The sequence below is a fragment of the Actinocatenispora sera genome, assembly GCF_018324685.1.
Classification (GTDB): Bacteria; Actinomycetota; Actinomycetes; order Mycobacteriales; family Micromonosporaceae; genus Actinocatenispora; species Actinocatenispora sera.
Genome location: NZ_AP023354.1, coordinates 4,448,575 through 4,465,787, shown reverse-complemented (window position 1 = coordinate 4,465,787; position 17,213 = coordinate 4,448,575). Strand labels below are relative to the sequence as shown.

Sequence of the window (17,213 nt, the reverse complement as noted above, 5' to 3'; positions counted from 1 at the left end):
ACCATCATGTCTGGAGTTCACCGCAACCATGGCAACACAACAGCCGGCCTACACCGCGCCCATCGGTGGCGTCGTGCCCGCCGGGCCGCCGGTCGCACGACCCACCGTACTGCGCGTCGCGTGGTACGCGATGCTGGCCGCCGCGCTCGTCGCCGTCGTCGGTGCGGTCGTCGTCTTCGCGACCGGTCGCGACTTCGTCGAAAGTGCCGGCAGCTCCTATCTCAGCGAACACGCGGCCGGCGCGTTCGACCACGCCGACGCCGTCGACACCGCGTACGGGCTGCTGGTCAACCGGGCCGTCCTGGACCTGGTCGCGATCGGTTTCGCGCTGCTGTTCGCGGCCTTCGCCCGCAACGGCGCCACCTGGGCCCGGGTGCTCGTCACCCTGGTACTGCTGCTCAGCGACACGACCCGGCTGACCACCCTCGGCACCGGACCGGCCGGCTTCACCGTCACCACGGTGCTGCTGGTAATCCTGTCGCTCGCGATCCCGACGCTGCTGTTCCTTCCCGCAGTCGGCCGCTACGCGAAGGCCCGCAAGGCCGCGCGCAGGGCCACCCGTACCGCCTGACTCCCCCGAACCGAATCCCTCGAAAGGCACCATGATGCGCTCCACTCTCGTCCGTTCCGTCGTACTCACCGCCGTCGGTGTCGGCCTCGCGTTCGGCCTGACCGCCTGCGGCGGTGTCGACAAGTCGGACCTGACCGCCAAGCTGAAGACCGAGTCGGACTTCAAGGGCCTGCCCAGCTCGGTCACCGACTGCTTCGCCGACGCGATGCTCAAGTACGGCGACAAGGACGACCTGCAGAAGTACGTGGACGGCAAGATCCGAATCGACTACGTGGGCGGCATGGACAGCAAGGACGCCGAGGCCGCCGGCCAGAAGTGCGCCGACAAGGTCAAGTGACCCCGGTGGCCCGTACCCGCTGACCCGGGTGCGGGCCACCGTCGTGTCCGGCCGTCCCGGCCCGGACACGCGAGACCCCACGGCACCGGGCGCATCCTCGTACCGGGGCTCGATGCGCCCGCGCGGGTGCCCCACCGGATGGCGAGCAGCGGCCCCCCTGACGCAGAAAGCGGCGGGGCAGGTGCAAGGTATCGGAGGGCGTGGCGCGTCATTCCCGTGAGGGGGTGTCGATGGACTCGGTGGCAGAGCGGGAGTTCCTGGAGTTCGCGCGGACCCGGACCGTCGCGCTCCTTCGCTCCGCGTATGCGCTGAGCGGCCAGCAGCAGAGCGCCGAGGACCTGGTCCAGGCCGCGCTGGCGAAGACCGCCGCGAGCTGGCGACGCATCCGTACCGATCCCGAGCCGTACGCGCGCAAGGTGCTCTACCACGAGTTCGCCTCCTGGTGGCGGCGACGCTCGACGCACGAAACGCCGACCGGAGCGCTGCCGGACCGGCTGGCGCCGGACAGCACGACCGCGAGCACGATGCGGCTGGTGCTGTACGGCGGGCTGTCCCGGCTCGGCCATCGGCAGCGGGCGGTGCTCGTGCTGCGCTACCTGGAGGACCGGAGCGAACGGGAGGTGGCCGAGATCCTCGGCTGCCGCCCCGGCACCGTGGCGAGCCAGACCTCCCGCGCGCTCGCCCGGCTGCGGGTGGTCGCCCCCGAGCTGCGGGAGTTGTTGGACGCCGAGGGGGTCGGGCCGTGACACGCATGGACGAGGCGCTGCGGGACACGTTGCAGGCGGTGGCCGATCAGGCCAGGTCGGTGGACCTGGGCCCGGCCGCGCTGCGAACGGCGCGTCGGCGACGGCGCCGCCGGACCGTGGTGGCGGGCGTCGCGGTCGTGGTGGTCGCGCTCGCCGGGACCGTCCCGCTGGTACTCGACCGGCATCGTCCCGGTCCGTCCCGGCACGCCGCCCCGGCCCCGGCGGCGTCGAGGTCGCCGTCGGCGTCCGCCCCACCGCCGCGGGTGGTCGCGCCGGCGCAGACCGAGTACCCGCACCCCGGCTCGGTGCTGCTGCCGCAACGGCTCGTCACGGTCGGGCCGTACGCGGTGACCGGTTTCGCCAGCGCGCAGGGCACCCCGTCGCATCCGAGCGTGCTGTGGGACCAGGCGCACCACCGGTACGTGCGGGTCGGCTACGACGCGGCGGTGCCGTCGCCGGACGGCAAGCGCGCCGTCGTGCTCGGCCAGACCTTCCCGTACCGGCCGGGGATGTTGGACATCGCCACCGGGCAGCTGACGCCGCTGTCCATGGACGGCTACCAACCGTCGTCACCGCAGTGGTCACCGGACGGTTCGACGGTGCTGTTCACCGTGTCCGGCAAGATCGACCCGGCGCACTCCCTCGGGTTCGTCCTGATCGACGCCGTGAGCCTGCGGGCCACCGTGCACTGGGTCGACCATACGAAGTACGACACCAGCCAGGTGATGTTCACCTGGAACCGCGATGCCAGCCGGGTGGTCCTGACCATCGCCGACCGGGGCAACATGTCGGAGGCGACCCCGGACCTGGTCGACCACCTCCAGTTGTTCGACCGCAGCGGCCGACCCCGTGCCACGCTGCCGATCCGCGGCCTGGTGTACGGCACCGGCAGCTGGTCGCCGGACGGCCGGTACGTGCTCGTCCACGGGATCAGCAACCGCGCCGGCACCGGTCGCCCGCAGCTGCAGATCGTCGCGGTCGCGACCGGCAGGGTACGGGCCCGGATCGCCACCGATCTCGACGGCTGGGCCACCCCCGGCTGGTGGCTGGACGACGACCATGCGCTGATCCGTACCGCCGGCCTCGGACCGACCAGCGAGCCGGTGCAGGCGCTGACCACCGTCACCCTCGACGGCGTCGCGCAGACCGTCCGGTACCTGCCGAACGTCTACCCGCCGGTGACCGCCCCGGCCGAGCTGACCCTGCAAGCCCGCTGAAGCACCCGGGTCACTCGGTGAGTTCGTCGAGGCGGCGGGCGAGGTGGGCACGCTCGGCCGCGTTCCCGGTCAGCCGCAGCGCCTCCTCGTACGCAGCGCGGGCGTCCCGGATGCGCCCGAGCCGCGCGAGGAACTCGGCGCGGGCGGCGGCGAGGTAGCCGTAGCCGGCGAGCTGCCGCTCGTCGGCGAGCGGGTCGAGTGCGGCGAGCCCGGCGGCGGGGCCGTCGGCGAACCCGACCGCCACGGCGCGGTTGAGCGCGACCACCGGGGAGGGCCACAGGTCCACCAGCAGGTCGTAGAGGCCGACGATCTCGCGCCAGTCGGTGGCGTCCCAGCTCTCGGCCTCGTCGTGCACCGCGGCGATGGCGGCCATCAACGCGAACCGTCCCGGCGGCCGGGCGCGCAGGGCGTCGCGCGCCAGCGCCACCCCCTCCGTGATCGCGCCGTGGTCCCAGCGGCCCCGGTTCTGCTCGGCGAGTTGCACGGGCTGGCCGTGCTCGTCCAGCCGGGCGTCCCGGCGCGCGTCGGTGAGCAGGATCAGCGCCAGCAGCCCGGCGACGTCGGCGCTGCCGGGGAGCAGCGTGTGCAGCATCCGGGCCAGGTCGAGAGCCCGCTCGACCAGATCGCGGCGGATCAACTCGGTACCGGTCGGGGCGGCGTGGCCGGTGGTGAACAGCAGGTGCACCACCTCGCAGACCGACGCCACCCGGCCGGGGAGTTCCGCCGGCGCGGGCACCCGGTACGGGATCCGCGCCTGGGCGATCTTCTTCTTGGCGCGAGTGATCCGGGCGGACATGGTCGGCTCGCCGACCAGGAAGGCGCGGGCCACTTCCGCGGTGGACAGCCCGCACAGCAGCCGCAGGGTCAGGGCCACCTGGGCATCGCGGGAGAGGGTCGGGTGGCAGCAGACGAACACCAGCCGCAGCCGGTCGTCGGCGATGCCGCCGGTGCGCCGCTGCGGCTCGGCCTCGTCGAGGCTGTTCTCGACGAGCAGCGGCAGCGCGCGGGCCGCGGTGGCCTGCCGCCGCAGCAGGTCCAGCGCGCGGCGCCGCGCCGTCGTGGTCAGCCAGGCACCGGTGTTGCGCGGGATGCCCGTGGCCGGCCAGGCGGTCAGCGCCTTCGCGTAGGCGTCCTGGACGCACTCCTCGGCCAGGTCCAGATCGCGGGTGACCCGCACCGTCGCGGCGAGCACGAAGGCCCACTCGCGCCGGTGCGCATCCGCGACCGCGGCACCCACCCGCGGGTCCCCTCTCAGCACCTGGCGTCCCGGACGTCAGTCGAAGGTCAGCACGGGCCGGACCTCGACCCCGCCGGCCAACGTCGGTACCTGCTCGGCGATCGCCACCGCCTCGTCGAGGTCGTCGGCATCGACGAGGTAGTAGCCCACCAGCGCCTCCTTGGTCTCGGCGAACGGCGCGTCGGTGACGCTGAACCCGCCGGCGCCGTCCGGGCGGATCGAGGTCGCCGCCGCGGTCGGCTGGAGGGCGTTGCCGCCGCGCACGCTCGTCCCGTTCGCCGACGCGAAGCGCCGGTGCTCGGCGAGCAGCTCGTCGGACGCCTGCGGGTCGGCCGCCGCCAGCGTGTCCTCGTCGTCATAGATCAACACCAGGTACTGGGCCATCGATCCCATCCTTCCCTGCGCGGCCGCCGAGTGCGGCCCTGCACTGATTCCGACGCGCGACCCGCGGCGGAATCGACAACCACGCCGCGCCGAATTTCCCCGCCGCTGTCGATCCCGGCGGCCGGCGGACGTCGGAAGAGTGCGACCCGATCGCAGGCGGGTGCCAGCCAGCTCGGCGAACCGGGGCGTTTGCGACCGAACACTCCATCAACCGGGAAAGGCGCGATGTTGCGATGAACGAGGCGAGTTCCACCACGTACCTGGTCGTCGGGGCGGGCGGCAGCCATGGCGCGACGGGAAACCACGTGGCCCGCCAGCTGCTGGCACGGGGCCTGCCGACCCGGGCGTTCGTGCACCACGACGACGACCGCTCGGCCGCGCTCAAGCAGCTGGGCGCGCAGGTCGTCATCGGCGACCTCGGCGACTTCGAGACCGTACGCGCCGCGCTGGACGGAGTGCGGCGCGCCTACTTCACCTACCCGCTCGCCGACAGCCTGCTCACCGCGACGACGACCTTCGCCGCCGCCGGCAAGCAGGCGGGCGTCGAGTCGATCGTGAACATGTCGCAGCTGACCGCGCGGCCGGATCACACCAGCGCCGCCGCGCGCGGCCACTGGCTGGCCGAGCGGGTGTTCGACTGGTCCGGGATCGGCGTGAGTCACCTCCGCCCGCCGTACTTCCTGGAGAACCTGCTCACCATCGCCAACCCGGCGGCGATCCGCACCGACGACGCGATCTACCTACCGTACGGCGCGGGCAGGCACGCCCCGGTCGCCGGCGAGGACGTCGCGCGGGTGGCCGTCGGGCTGCTGACCAACCCGGCGCCGCCGCGCGGCGAGATCCTCTCACCGACCGGCCCGGTGGCGCTGTCGATGGCCGAGCAGGCCGAGGTCTTCAGCCGGGTGCTCGGCCGCCCGATCCGGTACGTCGAGGTGCCCGTCGAGACGTGGCGGCAGGCGCTCTCGCGAACCGGCGGCATTCCCGACTACCTGATCGAGCACCTGTGCCACGTGGCCGAAACCCACCGGCACGGCGAGCAGGACGTGGTCACCGACGTCGTCGAGGCGATCGGCGGCGGACCCCCGCAGTCCCTCGAGACGTTCCTCCACCACCACCGGGCCGCCTTCGACCACCCGGCCCCGGCAACGCGAAGGCCCCGTTCGGAGACGGTGCTCGACCTGCGTGAATGTTGAGCAATCAGGGTGTCCGAGGGGGGACTTGAACCCCCACGCCCTAAACCGGGCACTAGCACCTCAAGCTAGCGCGTCTGCCATTCCGCCACTCGGACCTGCTGCACCGACCCTACCTTCCGGCCGGCTCCGGCCTGCCTTCGGGGAAGGGCGCATGCGAGCGCTAACTGTACACGACCGGACTCGCTGGACCGGGCGGGGCCGACGGCGTCCGTCACGGCACCAGGTGCCGGTAGCTGTCCGGATGTTCGGCCAGGAAGTCGGCCAGCGTCCGGGCCGGGTACCCGGTCAGTTCCGGCACGGTGGGATGCACCGTTTCGAGCTCGCCGGCGGCGATCGCGAGGTACGAGCTGACCCAGCCGTCGACCGCCCAGGCGGGCGCGCCGTACCGGGCCCGCGACTCGTACGCCTGCTGTACGGTCTCGGCCTCGTAGCGCACCGGGCGGCCGGCGAAGCGGCCGATCGTCTCCGCCGCTTCGGCCAGGGTGAGCGCCTCCGGCCCGGTCACGTCGAACGTCGCCGCGTCGAAACCCTCCCCGGTCAGTACGGTGGTCGCGACGGCGGCGACGTCCTCGTGGGCCACCGCGGCCACCCGGCCGGTACCGCCGGGGCCGCGCAGTACGCCGTCGTCGCCGACCATGCCGGGCAGCGCGGCGAGGTACAGGTTGTCGCGCAGGATGGTGTACGCCACACCGCTCGCGGCCAGGTGCTGCTCGGTGTGCCAGTGGTCCCGGGCGAACGTGAAGGTGGCGTCCGGCGCGGCGCCGGCGAACGAGATGTAGACGATGCGCCGTACCCCGGCCCGTACCGCGGCGTCGACGGCGGCGGTGTGGCGTTCGACCCGGTCCGCCGCCTCGGTCGCCGACACCAGCAGCAGCGTCTCGACGCCGGCCAGCGCCCGGCCCATGGAGGCGGCGTCGGCGTAGTCGGTTACCGGCGCCGGCGTCCCGCCCGGCAGCACCGGCAGCCGGGCCGCGCTGCGGCCGATCAACCGGGTCCGCTCACCCGCCACCGACAGCAGCCGGGCGATCAGCCCGCCGAGATGCCCGCTTGCCCCGGTCACCGCGATCATGCTCGCCTCCCCCGGCCCGCGTGGCGCGCGCCGTCCCCGCCGAACCTACGAGATCCACCGGCCCCGCGCATCCCGATCGCGCCGGCGGGCCGCCCGGGCGTCAGTGACGGCTGGCCGCGACCGGCGGGGTGGCGGACAGGACGCCGGTCGGCGCCGGCAGCCGGGCCGGTACCGGCCGGGCCGAGTGCGGCGGCGCGGGTGTGGCGGCCGGGCCGGGACCGGCGGACAGCGTGCTGCCGAGCCAGTCCAGCGCGGTCGGGGTGACCGCCCGCCAGGTGACCATGTTGTGCCCGCCGGTCGGCAGTACCAGCCGGCGCAGCCGGATCGGCGCGTGCACGGCGGCGGCGAACGATCTGCCCTCGGCGCACGGCTGCGGGTCCGGGGTGGCGCACATGGCGAAGAACGACAGCGCGGGTAACCGCGCCGCGTGCCGGACCTGGTACAGCGGGTCGTTGGCGGCACGGGCGGCCCGGCTGCCGGCGAACAGGTTGCCGGTGGAGCGGTCGAGGTAGGGCTGGAAGTAGCCGGACAGGCTCGCCGCGGCGGCAAACCGGTATCCGGGCTGCAGGGCCAGGTTGTTCGCGCAGAACCCGCCGGTGGAGTACCCGATCAGGCCCCAGGACCGCCGCCCGGTGGCGACCCGCAGCCGGTGGGCGACGACGCTGCGTACGTCGTCGATCAGGTACGTCGCGTACTGCCGGCCGTGTACCTGGTTGACGCACTCGCTGTCGTGCAGGGCGTTCGTCGTCTGGGTCGGCAGCACGCCCACCACCGGCGGCATCCGTCCGGTACCGATCTGGCTGTCCAGCGTCTCGCGCAGCCGCAGCGCACCGAGCCAGCGCTGCGGGTTGCCGGGGAAGCCGTCCAGGAACTCGACCACCGGGAACCGGTGGTGCGCCCACCCCGGCTGGTCGTACTGCGGCGGCAGGTACACGTCCGCCGGCAGGTCCAGGTGGCTGCGCGGCCCCTTGATGCGCATCGCGTACACGTGGCCGGCGGGATCGGCGGCGTGCTGGTCGGGCCCGTTGCCGAGAGCCCGGGTGCCGGACGATCCGGTCGGCAGTGCCGGCACCTGCTGCTCGCCGAACAGGTCGGACCAGCTGGTGAAGAACTGCTGCTGCCGGTTGACGGCGAGCAGGAACGCGGAGGTGATCAGCAGCTGGCCGCACACCACCAACGCCGCGGTGCGGGTCAGCCGCAGCCGCCGCCAGCGCCAGCACCGCACCGCCGCGACCGGCAGGCCGACCGCCAGCACGGCGACCAGGATCAGCAACGGCACTCCGGTCAGGCTCATGCGGCACCCACCCGCACGGCTTTCACGACTCGCTCACTCATGGGGCCAACGCTATGTGCGCCAAGGCAAACAGGTGGTTAGCTCGCCGACAGTTCTCGATCGCGCGGCGGGGCGCCGGCTCGGGCCGACGGCGCCGGTGGGCAGCCGGTCAGGAGCGGCGGAACCGCCGGCGCCACCACGGTCGGTCGCTCGGCTGCGCCGCGGCCGGCTGCGCCCCGGCGTCCGGGGCCACGGCCTCCGGGGCTGCGGCATCCGGGGCTGCGGCATCCGGGGCTGCGGCGTCCTGGGCCGCGGGCGTGGCCGCGCGGCGCGAGCGGGCGGCGCGGTCGGCCCGCCACCGGGCCACCACGGCGTCCGGGTCGACCGGGGCGACCGGCAACGCCGGCCCGGACGGCGCCTTGAGGTAGTCGGCGATGCGCCGGTTGAGCGCGGCTGCCGCCTCCCGCACGTTCTGCTCGCTGAGCGCGCTGCGCACGGTCTCGGGCAGCCGCTCGATCTCGCGGCGCAGCTGCAGCGCCGGCGGCAGCAACGCGTCGCTGCTCAACCCCTCGCGGGCCATGTACTCCCGCAGCCACCACAGCTCGTCCTTGGTCGCGTCGAGGTTGCGCAACGGCTTGCCGGATCCGGGTAGGTCGGCGAACTCGCCGCGTTCGGTGGCCTCGCGAATCTGCTGGTCGATCAGCGACTCGTACTGCGAGCTGTCCATCGGCGCCGCCCTTCGCCTCGGCTTCCTCCACGGTAACCCGGCGCCGTGGCGGGCCCGCTGCGGGGCGATCGATACCGGTCACTGGTTGTGCCCGCGCCGCCGACCGTCCACTTCGGACCGGCGGTCGAGGTGGTCGAGCACGTACCGGACCCGGGCGGCGACACCGGTGCACGGCAGGCGCAGCGGCCGGTACCCCAGCTCGCGGTAGACCGCGACGATCGCGTCGTGGGTGGCGCGCGCCTCGGCGAGGTCCTGCCGGCGTTCGGTGTCGGTGCGGTAGATCGCCGGCCACGGCGGCGCCACGAAGATCCGCCCGTACCGGGCCCGCCGGGCCGCCGTGGTCAATCGTCGCGGTACCGGGAGGCCGGTGAGCCGCAGGTAGCCGATGGTGTCCGGAATGCCCCGATCGAAGATCACCATACCGGCGGGCACGGTCCGGTACGCGGCGATGTCGGCCTCGATCATCGCTTCGGCGAAGCGGGCCGCGTCACGCCACGGCAGGGCGTCGCCACCCGCGGCGACCTGGTCGCGGATGATGGCCCGGCCGGACTCCGGTACGACCGGCAGGCCGGTTGCGGCCAGCGCCTCGACCAGCGTGGTCTTGCCGGCACCGGGGCCGCCGGTCAGCACATGACGCATACTTCTCCCCCATCGTTGGTTGCTGTGGGCGGGCGCGCGCCCCGGGTCGCCGGTAGGGTGGCGAAAGCGCGGAAAATCGCCAGTAAACCGACAAGTTAGGACGGATCGACATGGCGCGACAGCGCGGCGACGGTACGGCGCGTACCGGAGGCGGGACGGCGCGAAAGCACGGGCGCCGCGGATGGCTGCTCGCGGCCGTCCTGGTGATCGCGGTCGCGGTGCCGGTCGGCCTGTTCCTCGGCCGCGGCTCGGGCGGCCGGGCGGCGTTCCTGCCCGCGGCCGGCGGCCACCCGTCGAGCGCCCGGCCCGCCCCGTCGGCCACCCGGACCGCGCTGACGCCGCGCCAGCTGGCCGGCGAGCGGGTCATCTGGTCCTACTCCGGGTTGACCCCGCCGGACAGCCTACTGACCGCGATCGGCAAGGGTGAGGTCGCCGGGGTGATCTTCTTCTCCGACAACGTCTCCAGCCTCGCCCAGGTGCACCGGGTGGCCGGCCGGCTGCAGGCCGCTGCGCGCAGGAGCCCGCTGGCGAAACCGTTGCTGCTGCTCACCGACCAGGAGGGCGGCGAGATCCGCCGGCTGCCCGGCGAACCGAACCTGTCGGCGAAGCAGATCGGGCAGGCGGCCGACCCGACCGCGGCGGCCAAGGCGGCCGGTACCGGCGCCGCCGACACCCTCACCACCGCCGGGCTCAACGTCAACCTGGCCCCGGTGCTCGACGTGCACCGCGGCCCCGGCGACCTGATGGACCAGTACGGCCGGTCGTACAGCTCGGATGCGGACCAGGTGGCGAAGCTCGGCTCGGCGTTCGTCACCGCGCAGGCCGCCGGCGGCGTGCTCGCCACCGCCAAGCACTTCCCGGGCCTGGGCCCGGCCGGCGCGGACGAGAACACCGACGAGGTACCGGTCACGCTGAACACCAGCGCGGCGCAGCTGCGGTCGGTCGACGAGAAGCCGTACCGGCAGGCGATCGCGGCCGGCGTGCCGCTGGTGATGGCGTCCTGGGCGACCTATCCGGCGCTCGACGCCCACCACCCGGCCGGCATGTCGCGCGCGATCATCGCCAACGAGCTGCGCGGCCGCCTCGGCTTCGACGGCGTGACGATGACCGACGCGATGGAGGCGGGTGCGTTGAAGTCGTACGGGGACACCCGACACCGCGCCGTCGCGGCCGCCGCGGCCGGGATGGACCTGCTGCTGTGCTCCGGGCGGGATCCGGCGCAGGGCGCCGACGCGGTCACCGCGCTCGCGGCCGGCTACCGGAACGGCTCGCTGGACCGGTCCGACTTCACCGCGGCCGCCGACCGCGTCACCGCCCTGCGCGGGGGCCTCGGCTGACCGATTCCCGATCATCGCCAGATTTACGGTGAGGTGGCCGAGACGTCGCTGGCGCCTCATACGCCGTGCCGAACCGCTCGGTCCCGGTTCGTCCGAGTCCGCCGACCACCGCCGGCTCCCGGCTGGCCGGAGGGTGCGGGCTGGCCGGCGGGTGCGGGCGCCGCGGCGATGGTCCCGGCGCCCTGCCGATCGCCCGGTTGCCCACGTTGTGCCGGTCTGTGGCGACTCACGGGCCCGCAGAACCGTTGCGCCGCAAGCGGCCACGACCGCGGCCGCGCATCGGCTATATTTGGCGCCCGCGATGACCACCGTCGACGCCGTGGTGCGGCCCGTCCCAGTGACAAGGAGCCGGGTGACCGACGAACTGCTGACCTCCGACGAGGATGCGGGCCGACTGTCCGCGATCGATCTGCTGACCGACTCGGCACTGGCCGAACTGGGCCTCAAGGACCTGCTTGCCGAGCTGCTGGATCGCACCTGCGAGGTGGTCGGGGCGGACACCGCCACGGTGCTGCTGCTCGACCGCGACTCCGGCGACCTCGTCGCCACCGCGAGCCGGGGACTCGACGAGGAGGTCCGGCTCGGCGTCCGGATCCCGACGGCGCAGGGGTTCGCCGGCCGGGTCGCCGCCTCGCGCAAACCGGTCTATCTGGACCGGGTCGACGCCACCAGCGTGATCAATCCGATCCTGTGGCAGGCCGGGCTGAGCACCCTGCTCGGTGTCCCGCTCATCAGCTTCGGCGAACTCATCGGGGTCCTGCACGTGGGCTGCTTCACCCGGCGCAGGTTCAGCGATGGCGACATCCGGCTGCTGCAGCTGGTCGCCGACCGGGTCGCGCTCGCCGCACAGTCGCGCCGCTCGCGGCTGGAACGCAGCGCCGCCGAAGCGCTCCAGCGAAGCCTGCTTCCGACCCGGCTGCCCCAGGTCGACGGCCTGGAGCTCGCCGCCCGCTACCTGCCGAGCGAGCAGACCGGCGTCAGCGGTGACTGGTACGACGCGTTCCTGTTCGACTCCGGCGCCCTGGGCGTCGTGATCGGCGACGTCGTCGGGCACGGGCTGCCGGCCGCGGTGGTGATGGGGCGGCTGCGCAGCGCGCTGCGGGCGTACGCGCTGGAGGTGGCGGATCCCGCGGAGGTCGTGACCCGGCTGGACCGCAAGATCCAGCACTTCGAGCCGGGTATCACCGCGACCGTGACCTACCTGGTGGTGGAGCCCTCGGGCGATGCGCTGCGGGTCAGCGTCGCGGGTCATCCACCGCCGCTGCTGTCGGTCGGCGGACGGCGCGCCGAACCGCTGACCGGCCCGACCGATCTGCCGCTGGGCATCGGCATCGATCGCGAGCGACACAGCATGCACGTCCCGCTGCCCGCCGGCGCCCTGCTCTGCCTGTACACCGACGGGCTGGTGGAGCGGCGCGACCAGTCGATCCGGGAAGGCATCGATGAGCTGTGCGCCCTGATCGACCCCAGCTCGGCGGTGGCGACCTGTGCCGCGGCGGTGGCCGGGATCGTAGGCAACCGGGTACTTGCCGACGACGCGGCCGTCTTCGGGCTGCGTCGCACCGGCGAGGCGGGCTAGCAGAACTGCTCGCACGCGAAGCTTTGCGGATACGCCCTGGCCGATCGCGCTCCGCGGCGGGCCGGGCGCCGCGGCAGGCGGCGAGCGCGAAGCCGGACGACCCGCTCGTCGCGGCCACGGCGAGGACCGCCCTCGCCGACCTCGGATGAGGTGAGGACCGCCCTCGCCGACCTCGGATGAAGTGAGGACCGCCCTCGCCGACCTCGGATGAAGTGAGGACCGCCCTCGCCGACCTCGGATGAAGTGAGGACCGCGCTCGCCGATCTCGAATGAGGCGTCAGGCAGCCTCGCAGTGCCGGCGCAGGCCGGCGGTCTCCATCCCGACATACTCGCGGATCATCTTGCCGTAGAACAGGTCGATCAGGCCGGCGAGCCCGCCGGTGTGATCGAACGTGAGCCGGGTGAGGGTGGCGTCGCCGTCGGGCTGCAGGTAGTGGCCGGCGAGCATCTCGGTGCCGCTGACCCGGGCGCGCCAGACGAACGACTCGCCGGGCGTCGACTCGGTGACCTCGAAGATCGCCGGCCGCAGCTTCGGCTGCTGCACCCGTGCGCGGCTGCCGACGGTGAACTCGCCGTCGTCGAGCCGCTCCACCCGCTGCATCGACGCGGTCCACTCCGGCCAGCGTTCGACGTCGGCCAACACCCGCCAGATCTCGTCGGCGGGTGCGGCGATCCGTACCGATTTCTCCACATGCATCGCTGCCTCCTGAGCTGATGTACCACATGGTACATGTACCATGTGGTACATGCCTGCCGCCCGCGACCCCCGCTCCGCGCTGGTGGAACGAGCCATCGACCACCTCGCCGAGCGCGGTACCACCGACCTGACGCTGCGCGGCCTCGCCGCCGGGCTCGGCACCAGCCACCGGATGCTCATCTACCACTTCGGCAGCAAGGACGGCCTGCTCGTCGCGGTCGCCCAGGAGATGGAGCGCCGCCAGCTCGCCGCGCTCGCCGCGCTGCGCGAGGCGCCCGGCGCCGACGCCGGCCAGGTGATGCGCGGCATGTACCGGCACCTGCACGATCCGGCGCTCGCCCCGTACATGCGGCTGTTCTTCGAGCTGTACGGGCGGGCGCTGCGCGCAAACGAGGCGACCCAACCGTTGCTCGCCGGTGTGGTCGAGTCGTGGCTCGAACCGCTGGTGGAGTTCGTCACCGCCGCCGGGGTGCCGCCGGCCGAGGCCGCCGCGGACGCCCGGCTGTGCCTCGCGGTGGCCCGCGGCCTCGCCCTGGACTGGCTCGCCACCGGCGACGACGCCGCGCTGGACGCCGCCGCCGAACGGTTCTTCACCGGTTTGGAGCAACGCTGGCACGATGCGGACCGGAACTGACCGCAGCCGGCGCTAGCGTCGCGGAATGAGCGAGCGAAGCATGGATATCGCGCGGTCGTGCCCGACGGGTGCTCCCGCGCGGGAGGAACGGCCATGAGCAGCGAAATCGACTGGACCGGCAACCTCGCCGACCAGCTCGGCTGGCACTGGGACCACCAGCTGCGGCCGCGGCTCGCCGGCCTCGGCGACGACGAGTACTTCTGGGAGCCGGTGCCCGGCTGCTGGAGCGTGCGGCCGGCGGGCACCGGCACCGCGGCGAGCACCGTCGGCACCGGCGCCTACACCGTCGACTTCGCCTACCCGGAGCCGGATCCGGCACCGGTCACCACGATCGCCTGGCGGCTGGCGCACGTGATCGTCGGGGTGTTCGCGATGCGCAACGCCCACCACTTCGGCGCCCCCGCGACCGACTACGACAGCTTCGCGTACGCCGGTGACGCCGGCACCGCGCTCGCCCAGCTCGACGAGCAGTACGCGACCTGGATGGCCGGCGTGCGCGGGCTGACCCCGGAGCGGCTCGCGCAACCCTGCGGCCCGGCCGAGGGCCCGTACGGGCAGCTGCCGATGGCGGCGCTGGTGCTGCACATCCACCGCGAGGCGATCCACCACGGCGCCGAGATCGCCCTGCTGCGCGACCTGTACCGGGCCCGGCCGGCAACCTGATCCCCGCCGCCCCCGCCACCCGCCGCCCGCCCGGCGAGGCATGATCGGAGCCGGTACGGGCCGAGCCGAGGGCAGGAGGAACCGGGATGGCCGTGGTGGGGATCGACTCGTCGACCCAGTCCTGCAAGGTGCTCACCGTCGACGACGACACCGGCCGGGTGTTGCGGGCCGGCCAGGCGCCGCACCCGGACGGTACCGAGGTCGACCCCGAGGCGTGGTGGCGGGCGCTGGCCGACGCCGGCGGTACGGCCGGGGGCGCGGCGGCGATCGGCGTGGGCGCCCAGCAGCACGGCATGGTGGCGCTCGACGACGCGGACCGGCCGGTCCGGCCGGCGCTGCTGTGGAACGACGTGCGGTCGGCGCCGCAGGCCGAGGCGCTGACCGAGAAGTACGGCGCGGACGGCTGGGCGGCGTCGGTCGGGCTGGTGCCGGTCGCCTCGTACACCGTCACCAAGCTCGCCTGGCTGGCCGAGCACGAGCCGGCCCACGCCGCCCGGGTGGCCCGGGTGCTGCTGCCGCACGACTGGCTGACCTGGCGGCTGCGCGGCGGCCGGGGCGAGCCGACCACCGACCGCAGCGACGCCTCCGGTACCGGCTACTTCTCCGCGGCGACCGGCGACTACCGGCACGATCTGCTCACCGCGGCGCTGGGCCACGACGCCGCACTGCCGACCGTGCTCGCCCCGGCCGCGGTCGCCGGCGAGACCGCCGACGGCGCGCTGCTCGCGGCCGGCGCCGGTGACAACGCGGCGGCCGCGCTCGGCCTCGGCCTGTCCCCCGGTCAGGCGGTCGTCTCGATCGGTACCAGCGGGGCGGTGTTCGCGCTGGCCGGCTCGCCGGTCACCGACCCGACCGGCGCGGTGGCGAGCTTCGCCGACGCCACCGGCCGGTTCCTGCCGCTGTCCTGCACGCTCAACGCCAGCCGGGTGCTCGCCGCCACGGCCCGGATGCTCGGTACCGATCTGGCCGGGTTGGACGCGCTCGCCACCAGCGCCGCGCCGGACGCCGGTGGCCTGACCCTGCTGCCGTACCTGGACGGCGAGCGGACCCCGAACCTGCCGGACGCCACCGGGTCGCTGCTCGGGCTGACCCGGGCCGCGATGACGCCGGAGAACCTCGCCCGGGCCAGCGTGCTCGGGGTGCTGTGCGGTCTGGCCGATGCGCTGGACGAGCTGCGCGCGCACGGCGCCGCGATCGACACCGTCCTGCTGATCGGCGGCGGCTCCCGGTCGGCGGCGATCCGCGTGGCCGCGCCGGACGTGTTCGGCGTACCGGTGCTGGTGCCGGAGCCGGCCGAGTACGTCGCGCTGGGCGCCGCCCGGCAGGCCGCCTGGGCGCTGTCCGGCGCCGCCGAGCCGCCGGCCTGGCCACGACCGGACGCCACCCGGTACGAGCCGGCCGGCGCCGGCTGGCCGGCGGAGCTGCGCGCCCGCTACCGCGCCGCCCGGCACCGCCTGCACGAGCGCTGACCGGCCACCGCCGCGACCGCCCGCCGCCGGGCGCGCACCCCGTGCGGCGGCCGGGGGCGGCTCGCGCTCGGCGCCGGGCGGCGGCCGGGGGCGGCTCGCGGTCAGCCTCGGGCGGCGGGGACGGCTCGCGCTCGGCGTCGGGCGGCGGCCGGGGCGGCGATCAGGTTCGGGCGGTGGCCGGGGCGCGGCGATCGCGGGTGGCACCGGCGAGGATCGCCATCACCGCGGCGAGCCCGCCGATCAGCCACAGCGCGTGTTCCAGCCCGGTGTGCTGGGCGAGCAGGCCGACCAGCGGCGGTCCGACCAGGAAGCCGGTGTAGCCGATCGGGGTGACCATCGAGATCGCCTGCGCGGCGCGGCCCGGCGCGGTGTCACCGGCCGCGCTGATCACCGCCGGGAACACGATCGCGGTGCCCAGGCCCCACAGCGCGGCGCCGGCGTACGCCAGGCCGGTGACCGGTGCGAGCAGCAGCACGGTCACGCCGGCGAGCGCGAGCAGGGCCGACGCCCGTACCGCCCGGCCCCGGCCGAGCCAGGCGATCGTCCAGGTACCGGCGCCGCGACTGGCGGCCATCGCGATCGCGAAGACCGTGTACGCCGCGGAGCTCGCCGCCGGAGACGCGTCCCGCACCGTGTTGAAGTAGATGCCGAGCCAGTCCGAGGCGGCGCCCTCCACCACCGTCGAGCACGCCATCACCACACCGAGCAGGACGAACGGCAGCGTCACGATCCGCCCCACCGGCACCGCCGGCGCCGCCCGTGCGAGATCGACCGGTACCGCGGGCGCCGGGAACGCCGGGTCGTTGGCGCCGCGGCCGTCGGCCCGGAACAGCGTCAGCAGCCCGAACACGCCGCCGGCCAGCAGCACCGCGGCCACCACGAAGTGCACCGGCACCGGTACGCGCGCGCCGGCCACCACCGACCCGAGCCCGGCGGCGACGAACCCGCCGACGCTCCACACGGCGTGGTAGCGCGGCATCCAGGCGCGGCCGGCGGCCGACTCGACGTGGTGGCCGTGGATGTTCATCGCCACGTCCCAGCCGCCGTAGCCGAACCCGAACAGCACCAGTACCAGGCCGAGCGCCGGTACCGAGTGCACCATCGACAGGCCAACCAGCCCGGCCAGGCTGACCACCGTCGCGCCCGCAACCACCGCCCGGCTGCCGTACCGGGCGGCGAGCCGACCGGTGAGCGGGGTCGACGCCACCGACCCGATGGCGGTGCCGAGCAGGGCCAGACCGAGCGAGCGCGGGTCGGCGTGCAGCGTGGTGCGTACCTCCGGCAGCCGCGACACCCAGGTCGCCTGGACCGCACCGGACAGCGCGAACACGCCACCGGTGGCGTAGGCGGCGCGGCGCAGCAGCCGGTGCGCGCCGGCGTCGACGGTGGTACTCATCCGGCCAGCCTGTCAGCCCGGCCGGGCCCGTCCGAAGCACCAGTG

General features: G+C 74.3%; 18 protein-coding genes and 1 tRNA gene. 10 read left to right on the top strand and 9 right to left on the bottom strand.

The genetic code is table 11. The features are described from left to right. Positions 1 to 28: 28 nt before the first annotated feature. The 4 genes from Asera_RS21320 to Asera_RS21305 all read left to right on the top strand — a co-directional run bounded on the left by Asera_RS21320 (position 29) and on the right by Asera_RS21305 (position 2,871). Positions 29 to 571 carry a hypothetical protein gene (locus tag Asera_RS21320; protein ID WP_157034794.1) on the top strand — a complete coding sequence of 181 codons (543 nt, stop codon included), beginning with the start codon at positions 29 to 31 and terminating at the stop codon, positions 569 to 571. A 31-nt stretch (positions 572 to 602) separates the two neighbouring features. Continuing rightward, positions 603 to 908 (top strand): hypothetical protein, encoded by a 306-nt coding sequence (locus tag Asera_RS21315; protein WP_030446193.1) that lies wholly within the window; start codon positions 603 to 605, stop codon positions 906 to 908. Between the two features lie 230 nt (positions 909 to 1,138). Continuing rightward, positions 1,139 to 1,654: a SigE family RNA polymerase sigma factor gene (locus Asera_RS21310; protein WP_030446194.1), complete on the top strand. Its 516-nt coding sequence runs from the start codon at positions 1,139 to 1,141 to the stop codon at positions 1,652 to 1,654. Next, positions 1,651 to 2,871 carry a TolB family protein gene (locus tag Asera_RS21305; protein WP_157034795.1) on the top strand — a complete coding sequence of 407 codons (1,221 nt, stop codon included), beginning with the start codon at positions 1,651 to 1,653 and terminating at the stop codon, positions 2,869 to 2,871. The genes Asera_RS21310 and Asera_RS21305 overlap by 4 nt, the downstream gene beginning before the upstream one ends. Positions 2,872 to 2,881: 10 nt before the next feature. Here Asera_RS21305 and Asera_RS21300 read toward each other — a convergent pair whose 3' ends face one another. Both Asera_RS21300 and Asera_RS21295 read right to left on the bottom strand, forming a co-directional pair. Further along, positions 2,882 to 4,063: an RNA polymerase sigma factor gene (locus Asera_RS21300; RefSeq protein ID WP_211255578.1), complete on the bottom strand. Its 1,182-nt coding sequence runs from the start codon at positions 4,061 to 4,063 to the stop codon at positions 2,882 to 2,884. A gap of 81 nt (positions 4,064 to 4,144) precedes the next feature. Then, on the bottom strand, positions 4,145 to 4,492 hold the full coding sequence (locus Asera_RS21295; protein WP_030446197.1) for a YciI family protein: 348 nt from the start codon (positions 4,490 to 4,492) through the stop codon (positions 4,145 to 4,147). A 233-nt stretch (positions 4,493 to 4,725) separates the two neighbouring features. Here Asera_RS21295 and Asera_RS21290 point away from each other — a divergent pair, with 233 nt between their 5' ends. Then, positions 4,726 to 5,685 carry an NmrA family NAD(P)-binding protein gene (locus Asera_RS21290; protein ID WP_051802208.1) on the top strand — a complete coding sequence of 320 codons (960 nt, stop codon included), beginning with the start codon at positions 4,726 to 4,728 and terminating at the stop codon, positions 5,683 to 5,685. 10 nt (positions 5,686 to 5,695) lie between these two features. Here Asera_RS21290 and Asera_RS21285 read toward each other — a convergent pair. The 5 genes from Asera_RS21285 to Asera_RS21265 form a co-directional block, all read right to left on the bottom strand. Next, a tRNA-Leu gene (locus tag Asera_RS21285) sits at positions 5,696 to 5,780 on the bottom strand. A 116-nt stretch (positions 5,781 to 5,896) separates the two neighbouring features. Next, positions 5,897 to 6,754, bottom strand: a complete 858-nt coding sequence (locus tag Asera_RS21280) for an SDR family oxidoreductase (protein WP_030446199.1) — start codon at positions 6,752 to 6,754, stop codon at positions 5,897 to 5,899. 100 nt (positions 6,755 to 6,854) lie between these two features. Next, entirely contained in the window at positions 6,855 to 8,048 is a 1,194-nt protein-coding gene (locus tag Asera_RS21275; RefSeq protein ID WP_030446200.1) for an alpha/beta hydrolase, read from the bottom strand. Positions 8,049 to 8,196: 148 nt separating this feature from the next. Then, on the bottom strand, positions 8,197 to 8,754 hold the full coding sequence (locus tag Asera_RS21270; protein ID WP_051802209.1) for a DnaJ family domain-containing protein: 558 nt from the start codon (positions 8,752 to 8,754) through the stop codon (positions 8,197 to 8,199). Positions 8,755 to 8,832: 78 nt separating this feature from the next. Beyond that, positions 8,833 to 9,393, bottom strand: coding sequence for an AAA family ATPase (locus Asera_RS21265; RefSeq protein ID WP_051802210.1), 561 nt, complete (start codon positions 9,391 to 9,393; stop codon positions 8,833 to 8,835). A gap of 110 nt (positions 9,394 to 9,503) precedes the next feature. Here Asera_RS21265 and Asera_RS21260 point away from each other — a divergent pair, with 110 nt between their 5' ends. Both Asera_RS21260 and Asera_RS21255 read left to right on the top strand, forming a co-directional pair. Next, on the top strand, positions 9,504 to 10,730 hold the full coding sequence (locus Asera_RS21260) for a glycoside hydrolase family 3 N-terminal domain-containing protein (RefSeq protein ID WP_084131493.1): 1,227 nt from the start codon (positions 9,504 to 9,506) through the stop codon (positions 10,728 to 10,730). A 352-nt stretch (positions 10,731 to 11,082) separates the two neighbouring features. Next, positions 11,083 to 12,309 (top strand): PP2C family protein-serine/threonine phosphatase, encoded by a 1,227-nt coding sequence (locus Asera_RS21255; protein ID WP_169745835.1) that lies wholly within the window; start codon positions 11,083 to 11,085, stop codon positions 12,307 to 12,309. A gap of 277 nt (positions 12,310 to 12,586) precedes the next feature. Here Asera_RS21255 and Asera_RS21250 read toward each other — a convergent pair whose 3' ends face one another. Continuing rightward, the gene (locus Asera_RS21250) at positions 12,587 to 13,006 is read right to left on the bottom strand and encodes an SRPBCC family protein (protein ID WP_030446205.1); all 420 of its coding nucleotides are present in this window, start codon (positions 13,004 to 13,006) and stop codon (positions 12,587 to 12,589) included. A gap of 49 nt (positions 13,007 to 13,055) precedes the next feature. On the opposite strand from Asera_RS21250, the gene Asera_RS21245 reads away from it, so the two are divergent. The 3 genes from Asera_RS21245 (at position 13,056) to xylB (ending at position 15,772) form a co-directional block, all read left to right on the top strand. After that, positions 13,056 to 13,640 (top strand): TetR/AcrR family transcriptional regulator, encoded by a 585-nt coding sequence (locus tag Asera_RS21245; RefSeq protein WP_051802229.1) that lies wholly within the window; start codon positions 13,056 to 13,058, stop codon positions 13,638 to 13,640. Between the two features lie 93 nt (positions 13,641 to 13,733). After that, positions 13,734 to 14,303, top strand: coding sequence for a DinB family protein (locus tag Asera_RS21240; RefSeq protein ID WP_084131498.1), 570 nt, complete (start codon positions 13,734 to 13,736; stop codon positions 14,301 to 14,303). A gap of 86 nt (positions 14,304 to 14,389) precedes the next feature. Then, positions 14,390 to 15,772, top strand: coding sequence for a xylulokinase (gene xylB, locus Asera_RS21235; RefSeq protein ID WP_030446208.1), 1,383 nt, complete (start codon positions 14,390 to 14,392; stop codon positions 15,770 to 15,772). A 160-nt stretch (positions 15,773 to 15,932) separates the two neighbouring features. Here the strand turns inward: xylB and Asera_RS21230 are convergent, their stop codons facing one another. After that, on the bottom strand, positions 15,933 to 17,168 hold the full coding sequence (locus Asera_RS21230; protein WP_051802212.1) for an MFS transporter: 1,236 nt from the start codon (positions 17,166 to 17,168) through the stop codon (positions 15,933 to 15,935). Between the last annotated feature and the right edge of the window lie 45 nt (positions 17,169 to 17,213).